This window comes from Nocardia sp. NBC_01503 (genome assembly GCF_036327755.1).
In the GTDB taxonomy this organism is placed as follows: domain Bacteria; phylum Actinomycetota; class Actinomycetes; order Mycobacteriales; family Mycobacteriaceae; genus Nocardia.
The window spans coordinates 22,242-46,583 of record NZ_CP109596.1 but is presented as its reverse complement, the minus strand read 5'-3'; the positions used below and the strand labels follow the sequence as shown (position 1 = coordinate 46,583).

Sequence of the window (24,342 nt, the reverse complement as noted above, 5' to 3'; positions counted from 1 at the left end):
GCCCATTGAGGTTTCGATCATCTGGCCGGAGCTCTCGTGGTGATCGGCTTGATGAGGATTAATCCGCATCCGTACGCTTTGCCATGACCGAGTCCGTTGCTGACGACGTCGACGAAGACCTCGGGTTCGGTGACTGTCAACTCCCCGCGCACCTCCGCGCGGCCGATCCTCATGCCTGGTTTGCCTTGCAGGTGCGCCAGTTTGGGGAGCATGCGCACAGCGAGCTGGGCGGCGTCGGAGTCAGCGCCGATGCGGCGGACCCCTCGTGGGCCTATCGCGCTATCTCCTTGGGGCTGAAGACGTTCGGCGAACCATTGGCGTGCATGCGCGGGCGTGGTGTCGGCGAGACGCTTGCGATCCTGGCGTGGAGTGGTTCTCTCGTCTGAGGGTAGGTGACGACTGCTCATTCGCGCGGGGTTGATGACGGTGCGAAATCGGAATTGCTGACCGGCGTCGATGTTTTGGTCGACCTTGAGGATTTGTGGTTCGCGCAGGAGTTGACGCTTATCCACCTGTGACCAGTCCGGCGGGACCTTGGACTGCACGACGATGGTGAGCTGCTGGTTCTTCAAATCGACGTTCGAGGTGTGCAGGACACCCATTTGCGCTCGAGCATCCCGGCTACCGTCATCGACCCAGCCGAGGAACCCCTTCATCACCAGCCTGTGCATGGCCTGCGCATCCAGAAGCGCGCGTTGGGTTTCGGGATGGCGCGCGTTCAATTCCAGGATGCTGTGACAGGTGATGAGTGTGGCCCTCATGGAACATCCCATGTGATGGTTGGATTCGCGATGGTCATGCGCTGTCGGCGTTCCCACCTGTGCGTGTGGACTCGATGGCGGGAGGAAAATGACTCCGGTTGATCCTGGACCGGCACCGTATCGGGCTCGTTGGGACTGGTCTCGAGCCACGAATAGGGCTGGGGTTCAGTGGCATTAGGAAGGAGAGCGGTATTCGTGAGCACTCCTTCGAGCCTTCCTTCGTGGACGCCGTGGTTCAGGCGTTCGGCGGGTGGGCAGCTCTTGCGACCCAACCACACCATCCGGCGGGGACGGTCGAGACGATCGGCGAGACGATTGAGCAGCGCTCGATCGTCCGACTCGACGGCAGCGACGAAGGCCGCGTCTGCGAGATACCAGCGCTCGGTGATCAGCCCAGAGCGCCCGAGAACCGGACTGGCTTGAAGGGCCCCGGACGAGGTCGGTGCAATGCCTTTGGGTGCCCCGTACCAATCGGGGACGTCGAAGGAGCCGAACGGGCCCGGTTGGGCTGATTCGGGTGGGAGCTGTGCCGCCGCGATCCGCCGGTCATCGAGAATGAGGTCGCGGGGGCGGATCGGGTACCGACCGCCGCCGACTGTGTGGTAGTCGCGCATCATGACGCCGGGTCGATCAGCGCGTACACCAAACCGAAGCGCTGCAAGCTTTTCCAGTCTGAGAGCGTCTGGATAGTCCATGTTGATGTCGGTGCGATTGTGGCCGTCCGCGGCAGCGAGAAGTCCGATTACACCGCTCTTTGTGGGACGGTTGGGGTCGGTGTCACGATGATGGAACTTCGATAATGTGCCCCACGCCTGCAACGGTCCTGCCAGCCGAATCAACAGGGTATATGTCATGGCTCAGACCTGTGCGGGAGGTGTTCTGGCTTGTCGACGGGAGTAACGAGCGACTGGCTGTCGGCGCCGAAGATCCGGTCTGCGATATCGGCGTCGTAAGTGAGAGCGCGCCCGGCCGTGATTCCGGGAAGCCTCGTGAAGACGAACTTGTGCTGGCGCAGTAGATGTTGCGTTGCTTGGACACTGACCGGTAGGCCATTGGCCGCCAGCGGCTGTTCAAACGCCGAGGCAAAGTTGACCGGTCGCGAGCCACACACTGCGAGAACGAATTTCGGCAGTGTGCCGAGAGCGCCAGTGTTGTTCTTCTTCGCCGACGGTACCGCGTGGCAAAACGCTTCCACGTACGCCAATTCGGCGGCATCAGCGAGCTCGACAACGTGGTCCGGGCCGATGCCGGCGCTCATGAGGTTGCGGCGCAGCTGTGCTCGATCGAGAACCGCATTGCGGTAGAAGGTGCCCGAGGTCAGGCTCTGATAGCCGGTCATGGCGGCACCGCTGTCGTCCCCGGACCAGCCCTCGATGGCGTCGAAAGCGCTTCTGCGATCCTCTTTTCGATCGTCGACCGCGGTGAAGAAGTCGTCGTCGACTTCTGCGGAATCGACTGTGAACGCGTGCATGGATTGGATCGCGCCGTCCACATTCGTTGCGGCGGTGATCTCGGCGAGCATCCGGCCGAACAATGCGATGTCGATGGCATCGGCAGGCGCGAGCGCGGCCACGAGTGCGTCGCGCACCTTCTTCGGCAGAGGCGTCAGAGCGGGCTTGTCTGAATCGGATTCGGACTCCGCAGGCGCTGCGGATTTACCCTTGCGGGCCTTTTTCGCGGCTTGCTCGGTTGCGCGTTTCTCGGCTTCGTAGTGCAACCGTTGCGTTTCGGCCTCGAACCAGCCATCGAGATCAACCGGAGGTGAGTGCAGGATGGCGGCCATCTTCTTGCCCGCATCAGCCGGAGCGAAGATGGCGACTTTGGTCTTCATCGGATCCTTGTCGGGATCACCGAATTTGAGTTTGCAGTGTTCGAGGGCGAGCCGTGCGATGCTGTCGGCCTTGTCTTGCGACCAGCCGAGTTTCACAAGCGTGTCGGCGGTTTCGATGGCCCACTCGCGGGTGCGGATCCCGAACGCGTGCCCCGCCAGGGGACCGAATCCGTTGTTGGCTTGTGTCCGCATGTACATCCGCTCGGCCCGCCGCCAACTCTGCGCGGACACCCGCGTACGCGTCACTCCGCCGTAGACGAGTTCCTTGGGCAGGTTGTTCTCGTCTCGATTGAGAAGCACTCCGGAGAACGTCACGATCGCGTGCAGGGACAGGTACTGATCATCCACGATCAGTGCACCCTTCTCGAGTTGGTGTGGGGCAGATAGAAGTCCTGGGCCCAGCGGTGCTGCACTGTACGGTCCGGGCTTGTCCAGCGGAGCAGATCCACAGCCAACTGGTACCAATTCGGCGGCTTGACCGAATCGGCCCGCAGCAGATCGATCCCATGCTGGACACGGCGAAAGGACGGCTCGCGCGACACCAGGATCTGACTGACCAGCCGCACGCAGCCGGGATTGTCGGTGCCTCGATGCCCATCGCTGCCGACCCGGGTCAGCGCGTACCCCAGTGAGCCAGAACCCTTTTCGAGCGTCGATTCGCCCGCATGAAACCGTGCGAACAGATATGCGACGGCTTCGAAGACCTCGATAGCGTTCGGCCCCAGCGCCACACCATCGGGAACTGCGTAGTTGCCTGCCAGCAGGCGTGCCACCGTCTCGGCACGCGGACGGCGTAGGTCCGACAGGTACCCGATGTTTCTTGCCGCGATCAGACCATGTAACCAGCTCACCAAGCTGGCGGCTGCCTGCTCGTCACGGCTACGTAGCGGCGTAACGAGAAGTCCGTTGTCGGTCACTGCGGGTCCACCTGTTGTTCGAAGTGGCGTTTCTGTAACTCGTTCAGCAACTTTTCGCGGGCACGGACTTTCGCCTGCCAACCGCGTGCATTCGGGGACAGCGATCTCAATCGCTCGTCGAGTGCGGCGATGGTGATCTCACGGATGCGCTCCGCGTGCGTGCGAAGTTCATCGTGCGGGTCGTATCCGGTCTTCACGCGTTCGAGCAAGTGGTGATACGGCGACCCGGATCGCGCCCAGACATAGTTTGTCGCGTCGAACCGCTTCATGAGGTGCTTCTTCTGCTCACTCGGGCACGCGGGGTACGTGTACCGGAAAGCTTCGGCCGCAGCGGCATTCAACGCAGCGACTGCGTCCTCGGTCAGCTGTACACCGGTTTCGGCAGCATGCGTCAAGGCACGCTTCCTATTCGGGGCGAAAGGGAATATGTCCCGAACCCAGCCATCCACACCGTCTTTGGTTGCGGCTAACCCCACCGCGAGAAGCTGAACTGGCCGGTCGAGCTCATTACCCAGCAGACCGAAAAGTCCATCTCCGCTGTTGGGGGTGAGACTGGCCGCGTAAATCGCGTGCGCGTCCCGCCATAGCGCACGACCCAAACTCGCTCGCAGCGGTCGCTCGCCGATGTACACGGTGTCGAAGTTGGCGTATCCACCGATATCGGTTGTGGCAGTGAGGGTCTCACCCATGCCCAGCAGGACGCGATCGACGATCGGCTTGCCTTCACGAGTAGTGCTGCCGCGCAACAGGATTGAACGTCCCAGAGCGCTGTGCCAGTCTGCCGGCCCGTCCATGGGGCGGCTCTCCCGAACCGAGTGGAATGGCCGCCGTGGACGTTCATGCCATGTGGCATTGAAGCTGCCGCCGGTTTGATTGATGCTGAGGTTGAGGCGAAGCGTGTCGCCGAGGTATTCACCCAGCGCAAGAACTCGCACCCGCGTTCCTAGACGGCCCACCGCTCCACGAGTGAACGGATCCTTGTAGCCGAGAGTGGCGGCCGTGTGCTTGACGACACCCTCGGTCATCATCCGACCACCGAGCCCATAGGAGTGTTGCGTGATCATCGACAAGAATGCGTCGCGGGCCGTGACCGGATCGGGGTCATGTAGGTGCACATGGTCGGTGAACTGGTTGTAGTTCTTAGCACGCTCGAGCATCAACTGGATCGGGCTGTAGCCCAATTTTGTCAGCGCTCCCGAAAGGAAGACATTCTGCCCGAACGGGATTCGAGGATCAAAAAGATCGAACAAGGACCGACCGTCACCACTTGTCAGCCAGTCGATCACATCATCGAATGGCCTGGCATCGTCAAACCATTGGCGCCACTCACCTGGAGCGCGGGGGGTGTATCCAGCCGCGTGGCAGATAGCCAAAAGCAGTTCGTAGCAGGCGATTTCGGTCCCCGGAGACGGATGGCTGACAGCAATTTCATCCAGATCCGCCGCAGCGAACACTTCACGCAGGCTGCGCCACTGCAATCCCTCGTCCGACGTCATTACTGGAATGCACGGTTCGGAAATTAGGTCGAACGACACCGCGCTACGCGGTCCCGTAGATCCCATCGGTCCTCCCCTTGGCTGGACTGCCCCGAGTAGAATACGCGAAATGGGTTTGATATCAACATGATTGAGGTAGACATGATCGCTGGGCGGTTGGCGGAGTCTCGTCAACGGCGTCGACAAACATCACCAAGTGTGCGCGTGCCAACCTGCTCGCGCTAGCGTGCAGCAAAGAGTTGGCACGCACGGTCATATCTGTCTGCGGCCTCGTCACCGCACTCGACGCTACCGCTCCGCTTCAGCCGGTGCCGCAAGGCGATACGGCAGAGCGTAAAACGCCGCCACAGTAAGGGAAGTGAATGAAAAACGCTGTCTTCGTCTGAAGAAAGGCTGGTCAGGAAGTGTGCTCCCCGCACGTGCGGGGATGAGCCTCAGCGCCGTCGTCGTATGGATGCCGCGATGCGGTGCTCCCCGCACGTGCGGGGATGAGCCTCTGGCGCAGGCCAAGCGCGATGCGAAAAGGCGGTGCTCCCCGCACGTGCGGGGATGAGCCCTCCCAGTGGTTGGCCGCGCGGGTCACCCGGACCGTGCTCCCCGCACGTGCGGGGATGAGCCCAGCAAGCCGCCAACGACACCGACAGCGAGGCAGTGCTCCCCGCACGTGCGGGGATGAGCCCGGCTTCCACAACAAAAACCCGATAGTCCGGGTGTGCTCCCCGCACGCGCGGGGGTGAGCCCCGCCATCGATCCGAGTAGCGGATCCCGAAGAAGTGCTCCCCGCACGTGCGGGGGTGAGCCCGCGGTGTGCACGACCACCGCGCCCTGGCTGTAGTGCTCCCCGTACATGCGGGGGTGTGCCCACCGGCGCGAAGGCAATTCCCTCAGTGCGCGGGTGCTCCCCGCACGCGCTGGGGTGAGCCCGAAGGCCGGGGCCTGGTACAGGTCAGTCCCGAGTGCTCCCCGCATGTCGCGGGGGTGAGCCTCGGTGGAAGGTGCGGCCGGGATCGATCATCAGGTGCTCTCCGCTCGCGCGGGGGTGAGCCCGGACTCATCCACTCCAAGTCGGCGGCCGCGATGTGTTCCCCGCACGGGCGGGGATGATCCCGTGGCCTATGCAGTACGCCTGTCCCGCCGATGGGGCTCCCCGCATGGCGGGGATGAGCCCGCGACCGGGCAAGAACATCTACTGGTGACACAGTGCTCCCCGCACGCGCAGGGGTGAGCCCGTGAGCGACCTATGGCATGTGATGCTCGACGGGTGCTCCCCGCATGTACGGGGGTGAGCCCGGTCGCCATTACCGCGTGCTGCGCAGCGAGGTGTGCTCCCCGCATGCGCGGGGGGTGAGCCCACCGACAACCATTGGGAGTCAGCACTGTTCGGGGGCGTTCCGCGCATGCGGCGGTTGAGCCCGGCTTGGGCCGACCGTGCGTGGGTCTCCTTCACGGACTGATCGTGGCCGCGATACCCCCGCTGCCGCAGTAAGACTCACGGACCGGTTGACACCACGGGCATCCTTCGCGGTTCAGAGCTGCGAGGCGGCGCGCCTGACGCTCGCCCACCTTTGAGGAGTACGAACGCGCGCTCGGAGGGCCTGTTGCTCGCTCGGGCGCCGAGGGCGTGGCGATACTCGGCTACGGCCTGCCCGGACCTTGTACCTGCTATTGCTCGTACCGCGAACGAGCAGTGATACACCGCGATGCCAACGCACTCACCGCCACTGACGAACGCGGAGTCATCCACATCCCGGCCGCGACCCTCGGGGCATTGATCCTGGGACCCGGTACCCGCATCACTCATCAGGCGATGATGTTGCTCGCCGAGAGCGGTTCCACCGCAGTATGGGTGGGCGAGCAGGGTGTCCGCTACTACGCGCACGGGCGCTCGCTGGCTCGCAGCTCACGGTTGCTCGAAGCGCAGGCGATCGCGTTCTCGAACCAGAGCAGTCGGCTTCGGGTAGCACGCGCAATGTACGCGATGCGTTTTCCCGGCGACACGGTCGAGAGCCTGACGATGCAGCAACTGCGCGGCCGCGAAGGCGCCCGGGTACGAGCGCTGTACCGTGAACACGCTGAGCGAACCGGGATCGATTGGAAGCGAAGGAAGTTCGATCCGAACGATTTCGCAGGCGGTGACCCCGTCAACCAGGCGCTGTCGGCGGCGGCGACATGTCTGTACGGCATCGCACACGCGGTGATCGTGGCCTTGGGCGCCGCACCAGGGCTCGGGTTCGTGCACACCGGACACGAGCGGTCCTTCGTTTTCGATATAGCCGATCTCTACAAAGCCGAATTCGCGATCCCCATAGCATTCGACATCGCTGCCGCGAACGTCGAGGACATCGGGGCATCTACCCGCCGCGCGGTCCGCGACGCGATCCACGCAGAAGGACTCCTGGGTCGCTGCTGCAACGACTTACATACGCTGTTGCTCCCAGACAATCCGGACGCTGGTGACGACTGGGACACCGATGTTGTCCAGCTGTGGGACAGACAGGGCAACGTCGACTCCGGTGTTTCCTACGTCGACGAGGAAGTGCCGTGGTAGTGCTAGTCCTGAGCGCCTGCCCAGCAGGATTGCGGGGCCACCTCACTCGCTGGCTCCTGGAAATAAGTCCCGGCGTGTTCGTGGGTGTACTGACCAAACGCGTACGCGATCTGGCCTGGGAACGAGTCGTCGAACTCTCAAAAGACGGTCGCGCCATCATGATCTACTCCACACGTTCAGAACAACGCCTCGCGTTCAAGGTGCACCGACACGAATGGGAACCGGTGGATATCGACGGAGTCCGGCTGATGCTGCGACCCCACACAGGCGATCCATCCGCAGGCCGACCCCGCTCGGGATGGAGCAAGGCCAGCCGGTATCGGAAGGCAGTACAGCAAAGTGCCAAACGCCGCGGCGGTGAGGAAAAGTGAATGAAAAACGCTGTCTTCGTCCGAAGAAAGGCTGGTCAGGAAGTGTGCTCCCCGCACGCGCGGGGGTGAGCCTGAATTCCTTTGTCCTGGAATAGGTTTCGAGATGTGCTCCCCGCACGCGCGGGGGTGAGCCCGCGAGGAGATGCTCGGGCTGCTGTGCGAGGAGGTGCTCCCCGCACGCGCGGGGGTGAGCCCGCGTTGGCTGGCGCGAAGTGGGGCCAGTACTCGTGCTCCCCGCACGCGCGGGGGTGAGCCCACCCCGGAACACCATGGGCGGGAACGCTTCACGTGCTCCCCGCACGCGCGGGGGTGAGCCCCGCGGAGTTCGCTTTCCGGCCCGGAATCGGGGGTGCTCCCCGCACGCGCGGGGGTGAGCCCGGTAGTTTCGAAGCGATCCTGTCCGCGCCGACGTGCTCCCCGCACGCGCGGGGGTGAGCCACTGTCGCCGTTCCACCACAGGTCACCCGCACGGTGCTCCCCGCACGCGCGGGGGTGAGCCCCGCCCAAACGTGACCCGCTCAAAGACATTCGGGTGCTCCCCGCACGCGCGGGGGTGAGCCCGGTACGTGGACCGACCGAGACGGACTGCTCGAGTGCTCCCCGCACGCGCGGGGGTGAGCCCTGGTTTCAGCGTGCGGTCCGCTTGCCGACCAAGTGCTCCCCGCACGCGCGGGGGTGAGCCCCCTGGACGACACCGGCACCGAATTCCGCGCCGGTGCTCCCCGCACGCGCGGGGGTGAGCCCAACATCCGCAGTCGTGCCCGCGCCCACCGGTGGTGCTCCACGCACGCGCGGGGGTGAGCCCTGGGCCACGCCGAGCGCGACGTCCGGGGAGACGTGCTCCCGCACGTGCCGGGTGAGCCCTGGCGACGTACACACTTGCCGGGTTGAATGACGCCGTCGACGGAGTGCTGCTCGTTAGTCTGCGACTGTCGACGCCGCCCTCAACGCCTCGCTGGCATAAGACATCTCACGTACTCACCCCGCGATACAGAGTTTTCGGCTGCTGGCCACGCTCGTCCCCCACGGGAGAGTGCGGAGAGTGTGCGGATGGCGCACGACGCCCATGATGTCCTCGGGCGCGTAAGAGTTATGAACCTGGTGGCCGCGAAAACCATTGTCCGTGAATGGCTTCAGTGCGCTTTCGAGGTGTGGCCGGCGGTTATGGGCCATTGCGGTGTGATCGCTCTGGCGGGCTGCCTGCCTCAGCTTCTGGCTATTCGACGGCGGGCGTCGGGTGTACGTAGGAGAAGAACCGGGCATCGACCGAGTGGAGGCGAAGCTCCTGGCGGATAGCGGCGATGAACTGTTCGAAGGCTTCTCGTGCTGGCTCTCTGGTGCGTTGCCATTGGTGGATGTTGAGCTGCTGTTGGTCAAGTCCAAATGCGTGGTGTAACTCGGTGGTCACCGCAGGATCCGAATTGTCGTGTCAGGCGGTGAGTTCGGTGGGTGCTGGTTCCTCCTGTTCGTCGGTGGGTGCCAGCCCGCGTGAGCGGGCGAGCACCTCGAGGCCGAGGTAGCGTTTGGCTTCGATCCATTCGTCGTGTTGCTCGGCCAGGACCGCCCCGACCAGGCGGATGATCGAGCCGCGGTCCGGGAAGATGCCGACCACGTCGGTGCGGCGGCGGATCTCCTTGTTCAACCGTTCTTGGGGATTGTTGGACCAGATCTGGCGCCAGATCTGTTTGGGAAACGCGGTGAACGACAGCAGATCCGCGCGGGCCCCATCGAGGTGATCGGCGACTTTCGGGAGCTTGCCGGCGAGCGCGTCGAGCATCCGATCATACTGGGCGGCAACCGATTCGGTGTCGGCCTGATCGAATACCGAGTGCAACAACGTGCGAACCCACGGCCACGACGATTTCGGGCAAACCGACATGAGATTGACCGTGTAGTGGGTGCGGCAACGCTGCCAGGACGCGCCGGGCAGGGTCGCCCCGATCGCGGCCACGAGGCCGGTATGGGCATCGGAGGTCACCAAGGCAACCCCGCTCAGCCCGCGCGCGACCAGGTCACGGAAGAACGCCAGCCAGCCGGCCTTGTTTTCCCCGGAAACCACCTGCAGCCCCAGGATTTCGCGGTGCCCGTCGGCATTGACGCCGGTCGCGACCAGGGCGTGAACGTTGACCACCCGCCCGTTCTCACGCACTTTGAGTACCAGGGCGTCCGCGGCGACGAACGTGTAGGGACCGGCATCGAGGGGGCGGGTGCGGAATGCTTCGACCTGGGCGTCCAGATCACGGGCCATGATCGAGACCTGTGACTTGGAAAGTGTTGTGACCCCGAGGGATTCGACGAGCTTCTCCATCCGGCGCGTGGACACGCCGAGTAGGTAGCAGGTGGCGACCACGCTGGTGAGGGCACGCTCTGCGCGTTTGCGGCGCTCGAGGAGCCAGTCGGGAAAGTAGTTGCCCGAGCGCAGTTTCGGGATCGCGACATCGACGGTGCCCAGGCGGGTGTCGAAGTCGCGGTGGCGGTAGCCGTTGCGCTGGTTGACGCGCTCGTCGCTGCGTTGCCCGTAGTCGGCGCCGCAGAGCGCGTCGGCCTCGGCACTCATCAAGGACTGGATGAACGTGGACAACAACCCGCGCAGCAGGTCCGGTTGCTCGGACAGTACGGCGGTCGGGTCGATAGGCTGGATATCGGTCATCGCGTGAGTTCTCCTTCGAGAGACTGTGAGAGGTCCTTCGAGGATCACGCGGTGACCACCTTGCTGTCCGGGGATTACGCCAGACTCGGCGGCAGATCAGGCCGCCAGCTCGTACACCATTCTGCTGGACTCAACCCTGCTGTTCTTGGGTGTCGTAGAACAATCGAGTGACTGTCGCGTCCAGTGCTGAGGCCACCGCGACAACGTGTGGACTTCCGTAGAGCCACACTGCGGTGTACGCGCTGTCCCACGCTTTGAAGTCGATGAGCCGCACCTGTTCGACCCGGTCGCTGTAGCCCTCGGATGCCGGATCTGCTGTGGCCAGGCCCCGCAGGATTTCGTTCACGGCCTGGAACTGTTCGGCCAATGCCCGATAGCTCGCGGTCCGCTGGTCACGTTGCCAGCGTCCGGATTCCGATCTGCTGTCCCAGAAGCGTCCGATCGCCACGCCAAGCAGGGCGGTCAATGCAGCAAGTGTCGCGGTCCCCACGAACTCTATTATTTACGGCCGCAACGTCATTCATGCCTCGAATAGCCCTTCGCGGTATGGTTCGGCCATCATGGCGTACTCCACACGTTCAGAACAACGCCTCGCGTTCAAGGTGCACCGACACGAATGGGAACCTGTGGATATCGACGGAGTCCGGCTGATGCTGCGGCCTCACACCGGCGATCCATCCGTCAGCCGACCCCGCTCGGGATGGAGCAAAGCCAGCCGGTATCGGAAGGCAGTACAGCAGAACGTCAAACGCCGCGGCGGTGAGGAAAAGTGAATGAAAAACGCAGTCTTCGTCCGAGGAAAGGCTGGTCAGGAAGTGTGCTCCCCGCACGCGCGGGGGTGAGCCCCGGAATCAATTCGATCTGGGCCGATAAGCCGAGTGCTCCCCGCATGCGCGGGGGTGAGCCCATGTTGAAATGTCGTGCGTCTCAACATGTTGAGTGCCCCCGCACGCGCGGGGGTGAGCCCGGGCTGGCGCAGACGTTGTCGTCGCCCTGCGTGTCAGGGTGAGGTGAGTCCACCGGCTCGGAGCCAATCGGGTAGATGCAGGGCGAGAGACGGATCGATATTTCATGACCAGGACAAGCACCACGGTGGCCGAAGGCCACAATGGGCGGATGGGTTCTCGAGGGCCGCGTGGTGACGAGCCGAAGCGGCGGCGTGCGTTCAGCGCGGCGGACAAGTTGGCGTATCTGCAGGCCTACGAGCAGGCGATCGAACACGGCGACGGTGGCGGGTATCTGCGGCGAGAAGGGCTGTATTCCTCGCAGATCAGCGAGTGGCGCAAGCAACGCGACGCGGGAGTCCTGTCCGGGAAGAAGCCGGGCGAGAAGGTCGGCAAACTCACCGCCGAGCAAGCCGAAATCGCTCGCCTGACAGCGGAATTGGCGCGTGCGAACAAACGCCTCGTTACCACCGAGGCCGCCCTGGACATCATGGGAAAAGCACACGCTCTCTTGGAATCTCTCTCCGAGAGAGCGGATTCGCAAGAGAAGCGCAGACAGCGCTGACCACCGCGTACACGTCGTTGACCGAGGTCGGAGCCGGAACTCGGCGTGCGGCGGTGTTGACCGGGCTGGTGCGTTCCACCGCGATCCGCCGCCGCAACGCGGCCGCGGGACCGAGTTCGGTTTTTCGGCAACCGGTTTCGGATCCGGTGAACAAGCTCTCCGAGTTCGAGCGCCGCAAGATCTTGGAGGTGCTGGGCAGTCCCGGGTTCGTCGATCTGGCGCCGTTGCAGGTCTTCGCTCAGCTCCTGGACGAGGGCACCTACCTGTGTTCGGTGTCCACGATGTATCGGGTGTTGCGGGAAAACAAGCAGGTCAAGGAGCGTCGAAGGTTGGCGCGCCATCCGAGCAAGGTGTGTCCGGAGTTGGTCGCCACCGCACCGAGGCAGGTGTATTCGTGGGACATCACCAAGCTCGCGGGCCCGGTCAAGGGACAATATTTCGATGCCTACGTGATGATCGACATCTACTCCCGCTATATCGTCGGGGTCCATGTCCACAATCATGAATCCGGTGTTCTGGCAACAGAATTGATGAAGGAGATCTTCGGAGTCCACGGGATCCCGCAGGTCGTGCACGCCGATCGGGGCACCTCGATGACCAGCAAAACCGTCGCCGCTCTACTGGCCGATCTCGAGGTCACCCGCTCGCATTCACGACCGCGGGTGTCCAATGACAACCCCTACTCCGAAGCACTGTTCAAGACCCTGAAATACGGGCCGGAGTTCCCCGAACGCTTCGGATCACTCACCACCGCAAGAGGATTCATGGATTCCTTCGCCGACTGGTACAACCACGAACACCGCCACACCGGCATCGGCCTACACACCCCCGCCGACGTCCACTACGGGCTGGCCACCGACAAGGCCGCCGAACGGGCAGCCGTGCTCGCCCAGGCCCGCGCGCGGCACCCACACCGCTTCGGCACCACAACGACACCGAAGATCCTCGACCTACCCGACACCGCCTGGATCAACCGACCAACCCAAGACACCACCCAGGAGACCGACACGACAGCCGCTTAACACCCGCTGGACTCATCCACCTTGAAAAATTCCGTCGTCGCGGAAGTGCTCCCCGCACGCGCGGGGGTGAGCCCCGTGGGAACGCGATCTGCGCGCCGAGGTCGGTGTGCTCCCCGCAGGCGCGGGGGTGAGCCCACGGTGGCGTGGTGGCTGTACCAGCACGGCCAGTGCTCCCCGCACGCGCGGGGACTGACTGTGCGCGCGTCTCCTTCAAGTACTGATCGTGGTCGCGACCTCCACTGCCGCAGTAAGACTCACCGACACGCCGACCTGGAATTCGACGGCCGTTGCCCGCAGGCATCCTTCGCGGTTCAGAGCTGCGAGCGGCGCGCCTCGCGCTCGCCCACCTTGAGGAGTATGAACTCGCGGTCGGTGGTCGGAGGGCCTGTTGCTCGCATCGGGGCTGGCGGCGCGGCGATCCTTGGCTATGGCCTCTCCTGACCATGCACCCGCCGTAGCTCGACTTCCGCCATCCGAACGGCTCCTACCTCGGAAGAGATCCCGGCGCCCGTAGTCGCGGTTTCATCGGTATCGGATCAGGTTCTGCCGCAAGGTTTTCCGTACCGTGGGTATCAACGGCGCTGACGCGGTGGAGCCCAGTGTGCGCCGGGAGGCAGTCACCGATGCGTGCATGGGTCGAAGCACCTGTGGTCGGACGGGGACTGCTTCGTCTGAGTTACGAGCGCCTTGAACGGCTAAATTGGCATATGCGCATCTAAAGATGGAATCTGTCGGCTGAAGAATCAGCTGGCGGTCCGATGATTGCACATGTCATGGGCAGGGCATATTCTGTATCACACCTGGTCACGGCAATTCCTCGGCAATGTCGGATGTGCGTGATCGGATCCCAGGGACTGTGATGGCAGCCCTGAAGGCGCGGATTGCGGTATGCGATTCGGGCGCAACTTAGTCCCCGGATGAGACTCCTAATGGGCCTGCTCATGGGTCCTTTGGTGGAGCGCCGGGGGAGTCTGCGTGCTGAGTGGCGACTGCCCCTGCTATCTCACGGTCATCTGGCGTGTTCTTGGTGGCCCGTATTCGGCCAGCGAGATCTCTGCGCTCGACACCTCCGATTCAGATAGCAACTGTTCAGCTATCAGCTGGGATCTTGTGTATCGACATCCATCTCGAGGAGTCTCAATGAGCGCGTCGAGCTACCTCACTCGCGCCGAAGCTGCTGAACGGCTTCGTCATTCAGTTCAGACGCTCGCCAACTGGGCAAGTCGAGGGACTGGTCCACGCTTCGTTCGATTCGGCAATGGACGCTGCCTGTACCCCCTTGACGAGCTGATCGGTTGGGAGCAATCCAACTTGAAGTAGGAGATGGTTCATGTCCACAGTTCGACTCGAACCGGGAGCCTTTCCAGAGGACCTCACCCCAAAGAAGGGCGCAGACGGCGTATGGAGGATTCCCCAGACCTGGCATCGTGCTTGGTCGGGAAAGCTGGTACGGAGCAGCGGAAAGGGCAAGTCGGACAAGGCTTGTCTCGCGAACTTCCGCACCAACTGGGAGCGCAATATCAACAAGGGCGGTGCGACCGTTGTTGTGGCATCCCGGCGTCGGCAGTGGTCCACCTCGGACACCATGTCCGCCGCACTGGAGCACTGGCTCGCATTGCAGGAGCAAAAGGTCGACCGCGGCAAGCTCGAAGAGAATTCGTGCAGCGACTATCGCCGGTTCATTTACCCGACGGGCGAGAAGGCCAGCAAGACGGCCCCCAGGCTGGACAGGGAAATGGGTCAGCTGACTCTCGGGCAAGCCGGGCGCCCGGCGTATCTCGCTGACTACTTCGATGCGGTGGAGGCGAAGGCTCCGGGCGTCGCACGCGTCCAGCATGTGATTCTCCGGGCCGTATTTACGATGGCGACCCTCGGCGGTGCATGGGACGTTTCGCCCATGATCAAGGTCCCGCAGCCGATGTCCGCCGAGGGGGGCGATCAGAGGGCGCTGCTGCCGTCGGAGATTGAGCGCCTGCCCATGCTGTGGCCAAAGGTGGGTCATGGCCGTGCGCAGTACCTGCGCCCGATGCTCTTGAACTTGTTGGGTACCGGGATGCGTCCTGGCGAGGCGCGTGCGCTCCGGTGGTGCGATATCGATGAGCGCGACGAACAGGGGTGTGTCATCGCATCCATCAATGGCCACATGGTCGGCAATCCGCCGATCCGAAGGGACGGCCGTAAAGGTGGCCATCCTGGTTACTGGCTGCAATTGCCAGGATGGCTGACTGGCGAGTTGGATGCCTGGCGCGAGGATTGCCGGTTCGATGGCGACAAGGACTTTGTATTCAGCAGCCGTACGGGCGGAGCGCTGACGGCAACAGCTGCGGAGCGGTCGCTGATCAATGCCCGCCGAGGGACGCCGCTCGACTGGCTGAAGTTCGGGAACTTCCGCGACACCGTGGGGACGGCCGTCGCCGATTTCTACGACGAGCCCAAGCGTGCGAGTGCCCAGCTGGGACACTCCGAGGGCCGAAGTATGGCCATCAAGCACTACATCGACAAGTCCGGGCGAACTCGCCGCGTCGTCGATAACACCCCCGCCCTCGTGGAGTTCGGGGAGCTCGTGAACTTGGGGAGTTTGACTACATGATGACTAATTCGCCCCTCAGGGGTCTTGTGACATCCTCCCTGACCAGCCTATATGTGCCCCAAGGCTGTGTTTCGCCAGTGTTACACGTACAGCTGGCCGGGGGTTCGTCGGTGCCCCCGGGAGCCCGAAGCACACGCGTCGGTCGCCGAGTGGCGCTCGACCAGCACCGATATCCTGCCATTGACCTCGGCCGCAACGCCGATAAGACTCCGAAAAGATAGGGGTCTTACCGTGTCGTGGGCGCTCGCCGTGAGAATCCTCACCGCGTGCGGCACCCTTCCGGTTACCCCGCACACCGTCCGGTCCTCGGTATGCGAGAGGAAGCTTCGCACCGATCGGCCGTCTCCGCACCTTTTACGCAACGGTGTAGTAGGGCTGCGCGGGGTGGGGCGGGGGCGGCGAATAAGGTGGGGGCATGGCACGCATCACCGGCTCGTGGTTGTCCGGACCGAACGCGGATTCCGGGGACAACTCGCCCGGTGACTATCAGGGCAAGGAACTGGGGCTGCCGAAAAGCGGTGTGGGAGCGCTGGCGCCGATGACCCGGCGGATTCCGGCGCTGATCCTGGATTGGTTCATCTCGCTGGGGTTGACCGCGATCATCGTGCGGCCCGATGCCGATGCGCTCATCGCCAAGTTCGTCGCCGCGAATCCGGGTAAGCAGCCGCCCTCGCATTTCGAGGTGATCATCAATTCGCTGGCGACGCCGAATCTCGGGGTGTGGTTCGTGCTCGGGATCGCCACGGTGACGCTGTTCGGGTTCACGCCGGGGCAGTACTTCCTGCGATTGCGGGTGAGCCGGATTGATACCGACGGGCCGGTTGGTTTCATTCGAGCGCTGGCTCGGCAGGCGATCCTGGTCTTCGTGGTGCCCGCGCTCTTCACCGACGGGGACGGTCGCGGTATGCATGACCGCGCGACGGGGACCGCGCTCACCTACGCGCGCTGAAGGTTGCCCGGGGTTTTCCCTCGCCGATTCCCGACTGGGTAAGTCGGCCCGCGGGCTATGTGACCCGCGCCCCCATTCGATTCATTTGGATCCGAATCCTCACGATTGCCTCATGCATCGAGGTCCATCATCGCTTTGTCGGACAAGAGTCCTCGCAGATGTAGCCCGTTGTTCATCGCGTGTTGCCTGCGATCGGTATGGTCGCAGGCGATCCGCCGGGGCGCATGCTGCGAGCTTGCGAAACGGCGGATAGCTGTTGATGTGCTGATGGAGGATGGATGGGTCAGGGCTACCGGGCTGCCGCGCGGAGTCTCAGCCGACGGTCGCTCTTGGCGACCACGGGTCTGCTGGGTCTGGCGGCCGCCGGAGCGGCGGTGAGCGCGGGCGTCAATGCCGCGCCCGACGGTGACAGCCTGCAGCGCGCCGTGGGCGGCGGGCCACGCGCCGTACTCGGCATCGAACCGATCGTCCGCACCGATCGCGTGTACTCCGCGGCCCGCGGCCGAGAGGTCGAGGTGATCACCATCCTGCCGCCGGGCGTGCCGACCCAGAACCTGCCCATGTCGCTGCTGCTGCACGGTCTGCACGGCACCGCGCGCACCGCCGCCATCGGCGGAATCGGCGGGGTGCTCGCCGCCGCGGTCGCCGCCCGGCTGGTTCCGGCCTTCGGATTCATGGCCGTCGACGGTGGTGACAACTATTGGCATCAGCACTTCTCCGGTGACGATCCGATGACCATGCTGCTCGACGAGGCCCCGAACTGGCTGGCCGCGCGCGGTCTCGCCACCGAACCGTTCGCCTGCACCGGCACCTCCATGGGTGGTTTCGGCGCGCTGGTCTACGGTCGCCGCCGCGCCGAGCGCGGCCGTCCGACCAATGCCATCGCCACGCTGTCGCCCGGACTCATCACCTCCTGGAACGAGATGAGCAAGCGCAACGCGTTCGCGAGTGTCGACGAGTGGGCCGCCCTGGACCCGCTGCAGAACATCTCGAAACTCGGCCCGGCTCCGACCGGCGTCTGGGTGGGCGATCGTGACCGCTTCGTCGACGGCTGCCGCGAGTTCATGCGCCGGGCGCGACTCGAGGTCGCCCTGGTGACCCCGGGCGCGCACAACGACGATTACTGGAGCACCGTCACCCCCGATGTGGTCCGCTTCCTGGGTTCGCACGTTCGCTGACCGGCTCCTGGGTGAGCACCGCCGGGTGCGGTGATCACGCGTCCGAAACGCCGGGTTTCCGATGGTGTGCGGCGTAATCTGTCTCAAAGCGCCAGCCGAGTGTCGCCTGCCGAACCGCCGGAGGGATCACATGAGCACCTTCTCGCCGGGTTTTCAGGGCCGCCCCCGCCCGAAGACCGATCGCCTACCACCCGGCCAATATCTGACCGAGGACTTTCCGGTGCTGTCGGCGGGCCCGACCCCGCGGGTCGACCTGAATCGCTGGCAATTCACCATCACCAATGAGACCGGCCGCCAATACAGTTGGAGCTGGCCGCAATTCATGTCCATGACGCAGACCAAACCGCAGGTCGACATCCATTGCGTGACAAGGTGGTCCAAACTCGACACCACGTGGCAGGGCGTCTCACTCGACGACCTTCTCGAAAACGTCGAAACCCAAGCTGAATTCGCGGCCGTCTCCAGTTACGGCGGCTACACCACCAACCTCCCCCTCGAGGATCTGCTGGACGGTAAGGCGTGGATCGTGCACACCTTCGACGGCCAGGATCTACATCCCGAGCACGGCGGCCCCGCGCGACTGCTCGTCCCGCACCTGTACTTCTGGAAATCCGCCAAGTGGGTCAAGGCGATTCGCCTGCTCGACTACGACGAGCCCGGCTTCTGGGAGACCGCCGGCTACCACAACCTCGGCGACCCCTGGCGCGAACAGCGCTACCAGGACGACTGAAATGCGCTGGCAGCCCGCTGAACTCATCGCCGACCACTTCGAAACCAACTCGGCGCGCACCCTCACCCTGCGCGTCCCCGGCTGGCCCGGTCACCTCCCCGGCCAACACGTCGACGTGCGCCTCACCGCCCCCGACGGCTACCACGCCGAACGCAGCTACTCCCTCGCCGCCCCGGCGGCCGCCGACCACATCGAACTCACCATCCAGCGCGTCCCCGACGGCGAAGTCTCCGGCTACCTGGTCGACGTCTTCCCGATCGGAGCCCGAATCGAAGTCCGCGGCCCCATCGGCGGCTGGTTCGTCTGGAACCCCGACAGCGGCGGCCCCGCGGTCCTGATCGCGGGCGGCTCCGGCATAGTCCCCCTGGCCGCCATCCTCCGAGCCCGCCGAAAAACCCTCTCCACCAACCCTTTCCGCCTGCTCTATGCCCTCCGCTCCCCATCGGACCTCTATTACCCCGACGAACTCCTGTCTCTGCCCGCGTCATCGGTCCCAGCCGCAGATGGAACAGGCCCGAGTGCTGCTGATACGGGGCTCGTGCTCGGACGCCAGGCGGCCGCAGCGGGCGTCGGTTCCGCTGCGGATTCGGCGGTCGGGTCGCACCCGCCTCATCGCGGCGAGGTGCCCGAGCAGATCCCGGGGCGTCGCGAGCGGGGCGGGGCCGGGTTGGGCCGCGAGTTGGTCACGCCGCCTGCGGGATTCGCGGGGGCGGGTGACGGCATAGAGGTTTTTCTGGCGTACAGCCGCAGCGCGCCGCCCGGCGCTCGCCCGCCCGGCAGGCTCACCGCCGAGGAGATCGCGTGGCATGCCCTCCCACCCGCCCCCGACCTCACCTGTTACGTCTGCGGCCCGACCCCCTTCGTCGAATTCGCCGCCGCCGCACTGGTATCCGCCGGTCACGCCCCGGGCTCGATCAGAACCGAACGCTTCGGCCCGACAGGAGGATGACCATGTCCATCCCGTACACCTACGCGACCGGAGCCGCCGAGCAGTTCTTCGTCGACGGAAACGCGATAGCCGGAACCCTCTCGGAGATCTTCACCCAAGACCTCACCGCCTGCGGATGCCGTTGCGGCGCCTGCGGAGTCGTCGAACCCCTGGCCCGCGCCCTCGTCTACCTGCACTGCCCCGGCACGGTCGTCCGCTGCCCCCACTGCACCGCCGTAGTCCTGCGCCTCACGACCACCCCCACCGGCCGCTGGCTCGACCTAGGCGAAGGCGCAGCCCTCTGCCTCCCATCCCCGAGGACTGACCAGTAAACGGTGGTGCGATTTTCGCGCGAATCCGTACACCAGTTCCTGATGATCTTGACCGGAAATGCGCGAGGCCCGCGTCCGGTGTGGACGCGGGCCTCGGGGGAGTGAAATCAGCGGCGGCGGATGCTGCGCTGTACGCCACGCATCTTCGCGCCCGCGGGCAGCGGACCTTTGGGAAGCGCCGGTCCGCCACGCGTCGCGAGCGCGGCGAGACGACCTTCGATGAGGTCCATCCGCTTGGCATCGATATTGCGCGGCAGTTTGGTGAGGTAGCGCTGCAACTCCTTGAGCGGCACCTGATCACCCTCGTTGCCGATGACGACGTCGTAGATCGGGGTATCGCCGACCAGGCGGGAGACCTTCTTCTTCTCCTGCGCCAGCAGCGATTTCACGCGCTGCGGCGAGCCCTCGGCGACCAGCACGACACCCGGCAGGCCGACCACGCGATGCACCGCGTCCAACTGGGTCGTGGCCGCGACACCCGGGGTGACCCGCCACTTGCCCTGCAGATTGTCCAGCACCCATGCCGCCGCCCCGGCCTGTCCCTCGGCCTTGGCGTACACGTTCTTCTGCACCCGCCGCCCGAAGAGGATGAACGCGGCCAGCGCGCCCAGCAGCAGACCGATCGGCAGCAGGAACCACTGCAGTCCGAAGATCAGCCCGACCACCAGGAACAGCACCGTCACGCCGACGAACGCGCCGATCATCAGCGGCAGCAGCAGCTTGTCTTCCTTGCGCTGCATCTGGAACGCCTGCCAGAGTTGCTGGCGGCGCTCCTTCGACGCCTGCTTGCGCGCCGCCTTAGCCGCGGCCTTCGCTTCCTTCGACGGGGTGTTGCCGCCCTTACCTGCTGCCATGCCCACCAGGATAGTTGCCCGGTACCGCCCGGTCCGCGACGGGACCATTCGGACGTTTTCCTGTGACGTGAGTCTCACTGTCCGGCGGACTCATCGAGCGTTCCCGGGCTCTCTGCGGCATATCGGTCAACCGGTCGGTTTTGCCTTGTCGCGGATAGTGTCGGCCAACTGGGTGGGCATGGGTTCGTGGCGGGTGTAGGCACGGGTGAAGGTGGCCGCGCCGTGGGCGAGGGAGCGCAGGTCGATGGCGTAGCGGGCCAGTTCGAGTTCGGGGACTTCGGCTCGGATCTCGGTGCGGCCGAGGGTTACCGGTTCGGTGCCCAGAACTCGGCCGCGACGGCTGGAGAGATCGCCCAGGACGGGGCCCACGTAGTCGTCGGCGACCACCACTCGGACTTCGGCTATGGGTTCGAGGAGGTTCAGTTTGGCGGCGGTGGCGGCTTCACGCAGGGCCAGGCCGCCGGCCATTTGGAAGGCGGCGTCCGAGGAGTCGACCGAGTGGGCTTTACCGTCGAAGAGGGTTACGCGGACGTCTACCAGGGGGTAACCGGCGGCCACACCCCGGGCGGCTTGGGCGCGGACGCCCTTCTCCACGGAGGGGATGAACTGGCGGGGGACCACGCCGCCGACGACCTTGTCCACGAATTCGATGCCGGAACCGCCCGGCAGCGGCGCGACTTCGATCTCGCAGATGGCGTACTGGCCGTGGCCACCGGATTGTTTGACGTGGCGGCCGCGCCCGGATGCGGTGCTGGCGAAGGTTTCTCGCAGCGCGACCTGGTGGTCGATGACATCGACCTGTACGCCGAAGCGTGAGCGCAGGCGTTCCAGCGCCACATCGCGGTGCGCCTCCCCCAGACACCACAGCACCAGCTGATGGGTGTCCGGGTTCTGCTCCAGGCGCACGGTCGGATCCTCGGCGACCAGGCGGGACAGGCCGACCGAAAGCTTGTCCTCGTCGGCTTTGCTGTGCGCGTTCACCGCGACCGGCAGGAGGGGGTCCGGCATCGACCACGGTTCGATGAGCAGCGGGGAATCCTTGGCGGACAACGTATCCCCGGTCTCCGCGCGGGACAGTTTGGTGACACAGACGATGTCCCCGGCAATGGCCTGGCCGAGCGGGCGCTGCTGTTTACCGAAGGGAATCGAGACCGCTCCGATGCGCTCGTCGGCATCGTGATCGGCGGTGTCGTCACCGGCGCGATGACCCCAGACGTGCACGGTGTCATCGGCGCTCAGTGTCCCGGAGAAGAGCCGTACCAAGGACATTCGGCCCACATACGGATCCGAGGCGGTGCGGATGACCTCGGCCGCGAGTGGCGCTTTCGGATCGCACACCAGCCGGGTGGACTTCCCGGCGCGCACTGCCGATACGGGATGTTCTGCGGGCGTGGGGAATCCGCGGGTGATCAACTCCAGAATCTCGGCCGTCCCGAGTCCTTCCCGCGCCCCCTCCGGCGGCGGTGCCGCAATCAGCACCGGATGGAAACTCCCACGCGCGACCGCCTTTTCGAGATCCCGCACCAGCGTTCCGAGATCGATCTCCTCGCCGCTGATATACCGGTCCATCAGCGTCTCATCCTCGGATTCGGCGATGATTCCCTCGATGAGCCGATTCCGCGCCTGTTCCAGCAACTCCCATTGCTCGTCGGAGGCGGGCATTTCGGTGTGCTCACCGGCCGAATAGTCGTAAACGCGTTGGGTGAGTAAATCGATCAGCCCCGTGACCGGCCGATGTCCGTCCGCGCTTTTGCCTCCGTACACCGGAAGATGCAGCGGCAGCATACTTTCCGCCCGCCCGCCGCCGAGTATCTCCCGGCACGTCTGCGTCATCTCCTCGAAATCGGCTCGCGCGGTATCCAAATGGGTGAGCACGATGGCGCGTGGCATACCGACGCTCGCGCACTCCTCCCACAGCGCCAGCGTCGCACCGCTCACGCCCTCCACGCCCGCGGCGGCCGAGAGCACGAAAAGGGCCGCGTCCGCTGCTCGCAGACCGGCCCTGAGCTCCCCGACGAAATCCTGGTAACCGGGGGTGTCGAGTAGGTTGATCTTCGTCCCGGCCCAGCCCATCGGCACCACCGACAATTGCACCGAACGATGTTGTCGCTGCTCGATATCGTCGTAATCCGAGACACAGGTGCCGTCCTCGACGCGCCCGGCTCGGGGCACCGCGCCGGTGGCGACCGCGAGGGCCTCGACCAGCGTGGTCTTTCCCGACCCGCTGTGGCCCACCAGCACCACATTGCGTATGTCATCCGGCCGTTCGGCCGTGACCACCTTGCCATTCGCGCCTGCCGACGCTGTAGTTCGCTCGACCATAAGGCTCGCTCCGGGGTCGATTCATGCGGTACTCCGAGCTTCCCACCGGCGGGGTGATTCCGTCCACGAATCCGGCGAGATGGCGTTTGGCATCAGTTCACGCGCTGTACATCCGCAAACACAGAACCGGCCGGAATTCACGAATGAATTCCGGCCGGTCGACATCGCCCGCGGCAGCCGGACGTGCCGTGTGTCTGTGGCATCCCGGGCGGTCTTGTCCTCGTCATCCCGGCGTGTTTCCGGCCGGGATCCACGATCTCAGTGCGAACCGAAGCGTGCGAGCACGCTTGTCGCCTCCTGGGTGGCGGTGCCCTCCTGTGCGAGATGCTCCATCTCCGGAGCGATTTCGCGGCCGTGATGCTTCATCGCCTGCGCGTAGAGGCGACCCGCGCGGTACGAGGAACGCACCAGCGGTCCGGCCATGACCCCGGCGAATCCCATCGCGACGGCGGCGTCGGAGTGCTCGACGAACTCCTCCGGCTTCACCCACCGATCGACCGGATGATGCCGCGGTGAGGGCCGCAGGTACTGGGTGATGGTGAGAATGTCGCATCCGGCGTCATGCAGATCCTGCATAGCCCGGGTGACTTCCTCGGGCGTCTCGCCCATACCCAGAATCAGATTCGACTTGGTGACAAGTCCGGCTTCACGCGCCGCGGTGATCACCGCGAGGGACCGCTCGTAGCGGAAGGCCGGGCGAATCCGCTTGAAAATGCGGGGCACGGTCTCCAGATTGTGCGCGAGCACCTCGGGCCGCGAGGAGAAGACCTCTTCGAGCTGCTCCGGTACGGCATTGAAGTCCGGGATGAGCAGTTCGACGCCGGTATTCGGGTTCAACGCCTTGATCGCGCGCACGGTCTCCGCGTACAGCCAGGCGCCGCCGTCCTCGAGATCATCGCGGGCCACACCCGTGATGGTCGAGTACCGCAACCCCATGGCCTGGACCGATTCGGCCACTCGCCGCGGCTCGTCGCGATCGAGTGCCGCGGGTTTGCCGGTATCGATCTGGCAGAAGTCGCAGCGTCGCGTGCACTGTTCACCGCCGATGAGGAAGGTGGCCTCGCGGTCCTCCCAGCATTCGAAGATGTTGGGACACCCGGCCTCCTGGCAAACCGTGTGCAGCCCTTCGCGTTTCACCAATCCCTGCAGCTCGGTGTACTCCGGGCCCATGGTGGCCTTGGTGCGAATCCACTTGGGTTTGCGCTCGATCGGCGTCTCGGCGTTACGCGCCTCGATGCGGAGCAGTTTGCGTCCGGCGGGTGCGGAGGCGGTCGAACCCGGCCCGGATGCGGCGGGTTCGGGGGTGTTCGATGTCGGGGTATCGACGGAGGTCACTCAACTCACCCTACGCTCG

Annotated in this window: 22 protein-coding genes and 1 CRISPR repeat array; of the genes, 11 read left to right on the top strand and 11 right to left on the bottom strand. The window is 64.7% G+C overall.

The features are described from left to right. Nucleotides 1-17 precede the first annotated feature (17 nt). Genes cas6e through OHB26_RS00195 form a run of 5 tightly spaced genes read right to left on the bottom strand, consistent with a single transcriptional unit; the run spans nt 18 to nt 5,071 of the window. Nucleotides 18-761, bottom strand: coding sequence for a type I-E CRISPR-associated protein Cas6/Cse3/CasE (gene cas6e, locus OHB26_RS00215; RefSeq protein ID WP_330182222.1), 744 nt, complete (start codon nt 759-761; stop codon nt 18-20). Beyond that, complete coding sequence (gene cas5e / locus OHB26_RS00210) at nt 758-1,615, bottom strand: type I-E CRISPR-associated protein Cas5/CasD (RefSeq protein ID WP_330182221.1); 858 nt, start codon at nt 1,613-1,615, stop codon at nt 758-760. Before cas5e ends, cas6e begins: the two co-directional genes overlap by 4 nt. Then, nucleotides 1,612-2,940, bottom strand: coding sequence for a type I-E CRISPR-associated protein Cas7/Cse4/CasC (cas7e, locus tag OHB26_RS00205; RefSeq protein ID WP_330182220.1), 1,329 nt, complete (start codon nt 2,938-2,940; stop codon nt 1,612-1,614). Before cas7e ends, cas5e begins: the two co-directional genes overlap by 4 nt. A gap of 2 nt (nt 2,941-2,942) precedes the next feature. After that, nucleotides 2,943-3,509: a type I-E CRISPR-associated protein Cse2/CasB gene (casB, locus tag OHB26_RS00200; protein WP_330182219.1), complete on the bottom strand. Its 567-nt coding sequence runs from the start codon at nt 3,507-3,509 to the stop codon at nt 2,943-2,945. After that, nucleotides 3,506-5,071, bottom strand: a complete 1,566-nt coding sequence (locus tag OHB26_RS00195; RefSeq protein ID WP_330182218.1) for a type I-E CRISPR-associated protein Cse1/CasA — start codon at nt 5,069-5,071, stop codon at nt 3,506-3,508. The genes casB and OHB26_RS00195 overlap by 4 nt, the downstream gene beginning before the upstream one ends. Nucleotides 5,072-6,626: 1,555 nt before the next feature. Between OHB26_RS00195 and cas1e the strand changes: the two genes are divergently transcribed. Together cas1e and cas2e are read left to right on the top strand one after the other, a co-directional pair. Further along, nucleotides 6,627-7,553 (top strand): type I-E CRISPR-associated endonuclease Cas1e, encoded by a 927-nt coding sequence (gene cas1e / locus OHB26_RS00190; RefSeq protein WP_330182217.1) that lies wholly within the window; start codon nt 6,627-6,629, stop codon nt 7,551-7,553. After that, a complete protein-coding gene (cas2e, locus tag OHB26_RS00185) occupies nt 7,547-7,924 on the top strand; it encodes a type I-E CRISPR-associated endoribonuclease Cas2e (RefSeq protein ID WP_330182216.1) in 378 nt (125 codons plus the stop codon). Before cas1e ends, cas2e begins: the two co-directional genes overlap by 7 nt. Nucleotides 7,925-7,968: 44 nt before the next feature. Further along, nucleotides 7,969-8,729: a CRISPR direct-repeat array (repeat unit 29 nt; unit sequence GTGCTCCCCGCACGCGCGGGGGTGAGCCC). 411 nt (nt 8,730-9,140) lie between these two features. Here cas2e and OHB26_RS00180 read toward each other — a convergent pair. From OHB26_RS00180 to OHB26_RS00170, 3 genes are all read right to left on the bottom strand, one after another. Further along, nucleotides 9,141-9,332, bottom strand: coding sequence for a hypothetical protein (locus OHB26_RS00180; protein WP_330182215.1), 192 nt, complete (start codon nt 9,330-9,332; stop codon nt 9,141-9,143). A gap of 21 nt (nt 9,333-9,353) precedes the next feature. After that, nucleotides 9,354-10,574: an IS256 family transposase gene (locus tag OHB26_RS00175; protein WP_330181113.1), complete on the bottom strand. Its 1,221-nt coding sequence runs from the start codon at nt 10,572-10,574 to the stop codon at nt 9,354-9,356. 130 nt (nt 10,575-10,704) lie between these two features. Beyond that, nucleotides 10,705-11,040: a hypothetical protein gene (locus OHB26_RS00170; RefSeq protein WP_330182214.1), complete on the bottom strand. Its 336-nt coding sequence runs from the start codon at nt 11,038-11,040 to the stop codon at nt 10,705-10,707. On the opposite strand from OHB26_RS00170, the gene OHB26_RS00165 reads away from it, so the two are divergent. The 9 genes from OHB26_RS00165 to OHB26_RS00125 all read left to right on the top strand — a co-directional run bounded on the left by OHB26_RS00165 (nt 10,994) and on the right by OHB26_RS00125 (nt 19,812). Then, nucleotides 10,994-11,347, top strand: coding sequence for a type I-E CRISPR-associated endoribonuclease Cas2 (locus OHB26_RS00165; RefSeq protein ID WP_330185433.1), 354 nt, complete (start codon nt 10,994-10,996; stop codon nt 11,345-11,347). The two genes, OHB26_RS00170 and OHB26_RS00165, sit on opposite strands and share 47 nt — an antisense overlap. A gap of 343 nt (nt 11,348-11,690) precedes the next feature. After that, nucleotides 11,691-13,105 (top strand): IS3 family transposase gene (locus tag OHB26_RS00160; protein WP_330185432.1). Its coding sequence is split into 2 segments (ribosomal slippage): nt 11,691-12,063 and nt 12,063-13,105, totalling 1,416 coding nucleotides; the frame shifts between segments, so codons are not numbered across the junction. 1,140 nt (nt 13,106-14,245) lie between these two features. Then, on the top strand, nt 14,246-14,425 hold the full coding sequence (locus tag OHB26_RS00155; RefSeq protein ID WP_330182213.1) for a helix-turn-helix domain-containing protein: 180 nt from the start codon (nt 14,246-14,248) through the stop codon (nt 14,423-14,425). A 10-nt stretch (nt 14,426-14,435) separates the two neighbouring features. After that, entirely contained in the window at nt 14,436-15,695 is a 1,260-nt protein-coding gene (locus tag OHB26_RS00150; RefSeq protein WP_330182212.1) for a tyrosine-type recombinase/integrase, read from the top strand. A 415-nt stretch (nt 15,696-16,110) separates the two neighbouring features. Beyond that, on the top strand, nt 16,111-16,644 hold the full coding sequence (locus OHB26_RS00145) for an RDD family protein (RefSeq protein ID WP_330182211.1): 534 nt from the start codon (nt 16,111-16,113) through the stop codon (nt 16,642-16,644). A gap of 278 nt (nt 16,645-16,922) precedes the next feature. Next, the gene (locus tag OHB26_RS00140) at nt 16,923-17,822 is read left to right on the top strand and encodes an alpha/beta hydrolase (RefSeq protein ID WP_330182210.1); all 900 of its coding nucleotides are present in this window, start codon (nt 16,923-16,925) and stop codon (nt 17,820-17,822) included. A 130-nt stretch (nt 17,823-17,952) separates the two neighbouring features. Then, a complete protein-coding gene (locus OHB26_RS00135; RefSeq protein ID WP_330182209.1) occupies nt 17,953-18,552 on the top strand; it encodes a sulfite oxidase-like oxidoreductase in 600 nt (199 codons plus the stop codon). Between the two features lies 1 nt (nt 18,553). After that, nucleotides 18,554-19,501, top strand: a complete 948-nt coding sequence (locus tag OHB26_RS00130; protein WP_330182208.1) for an FAD-binding oxidoreductase — start codon at nt 18,554-18,556, stop codon at nt 19,499-19,501. Nucleotides 19,502-19,503: 2 nt separating this feature from the next. After that, complete coding sequence (locus OHB26_RS00125; protein ID WP_330182207.1) at nt 19,504-19,812, top strand: DUF6510 family protein; 309 nt, start codon at nt 19,504-19,506, stop codon at nt 19,810-19,812. A gap of 107 nt (nt 19,813-19,919) precedes the next feature. On the opposite strand, the gene OHB26_RS00120 is transcribed toward OHB26_RS00125, so the two are convergent. The 3 genes from OHB26_RS00120 to lipA form a co-directional block, all read right to left on the bottom strand. After that, a complete protein-coding gene (locus tag OHB26_RS00120; protein WP_330182206.1) occupies nt 19,920-20,666 on the bottom strand; it encodes a DUF4191 domain-containing protein in 747 nt (248 codons plus the stop codon). Between the two features lie 126 nt (nt 20,667-20,792). Continuing rightward, nucleotides 20,793-22,988 carry an elongation factor G-like protein EF-G2 gene (locus tag OHB26_RS00115; protein ID WP_330182205.1) on the bottom strand — a complete coding sequence of 732 codons (2,196 nt, stop codon included), beginning with the start codon at nt 22,986-22,988 and terminating at the stop codon, nt 20,793-20,795. A gap of 258 nt (nt 22,989-23,246) precedes the next feature. Beyond that, nucleotides 23,247-24,323 carry a lipoyl synthase gene (gene lipA / locus OHB26_RS00110; protein WP_330182204.1) on the bottom strand — a complete coding sequence of 359 codons (1,077 nt, stop codon included), beginning with the start codon at nt 24,321-24,323 and terminating at the stop codon, nt 23,247-23,249. Nucleotides 24,324-24,342: the final 19 nt, after the last annotated feature.

What these genes read in the sequence shown, in the direction of transcription:
- cas6e (WP_330182222.1), bottom strand. Translation starts at nt 761, where the DNA reads ATGAGGGCCACACTCATCACCTGTCACAGCATCCTGGAATTGAACGCG.
- cas5e (WP_330182221.1), bottom strand. Translation starts at nt 1,615, where the DNA reads ATGACATATACCCTGTTGATTCGGCTGGCAGGACCGTTGCAGGCGTGG.
- OHB26_RS00195 (WP_330182218.1), bottom strand. Translation starts at nt 5,071, where the DNA reads ATGGGATCTACGGGACCGCGTAGCGCGGTGTCGTTCGACCTAATTTCC.
- OHB26_RS00175 (WP_330181113.1), bottom strand. Translation starts at nt 10,574, where the DNA reads ATGACCGATATCCAGCCTATCGACCCGACCGCCGTACTGTCCGAGCAA.
- OHB26_RS00155 (WP_330182213.1), top strand. Translation starts at nt 14,246, where the DNA reads ATGAGCGCGTCGAGCTACCTCACTCGCGCCGAAGCTGCTGAACGGCTT.
- OHB26_RS00150 (WP_330182212.1), top strand. Translation starts at nt 14,436, where the DNA reads ATGTCCACAGTTCGACTCGAACCGGGAGCCTTTCCAGAGGACCTCACC.
- OHB26_RS00145 (WP_330182211.1), top strand. Translation starts at nt 16,111, where the DNA reads ATGGCACGCATCACCGGCTCGTGGTTGTCCGGACCGAACGCGGATTCC.
- OHB26_RS00140 (WP_330182210.1), top strand. Translation starts at nt 16,923, where the DNA reads ATGGGTCAGGGCTACCGGGCTGCCGCGCGGAGTCTCAGCCGACGGTCG.
- OHB26_RS00135 (WP_330182209.1), top strand. Translation starts at nt 17,953, where the DNA reads ATGAGCACCTTCTCGCCGGGTTTTCAGGGCCGCCCCCGCCCGAAGACC.
- OHB26_RS00130 (WP_330182208.1), top strand. Translation starts at nt 18,554, where the DNA reads ATGCGCTGGCAGCCCGCTGAACTCATCGCCGACCACTTCGAAACCAAC.
- OHB26_RS00125 (WP_330182207.1), top strand. Translation starts at nt 19,504, where the DNA reads ATGTCCATCCCGTACACCTACGCGACCGGAGCCGCCGAGCAGTTCTTC.
- OHB26_RS00120 (WP_330182206.1), bottom strand. Translation starts at nt 20,666, where the DNA reads ATGGCAGCAGGTAAGGGCGGCAACACCCCGTCGAAGGAAGCGAAGGCC.
- OHB26_RS00115 (WP_330182205.1), bottom strand. Translation starts at nt 22,988, where the DNA reads ATGGTCGAGCGAACTACAGCGTCGGCAGGCGCGAATGGCAAGGTGGTC.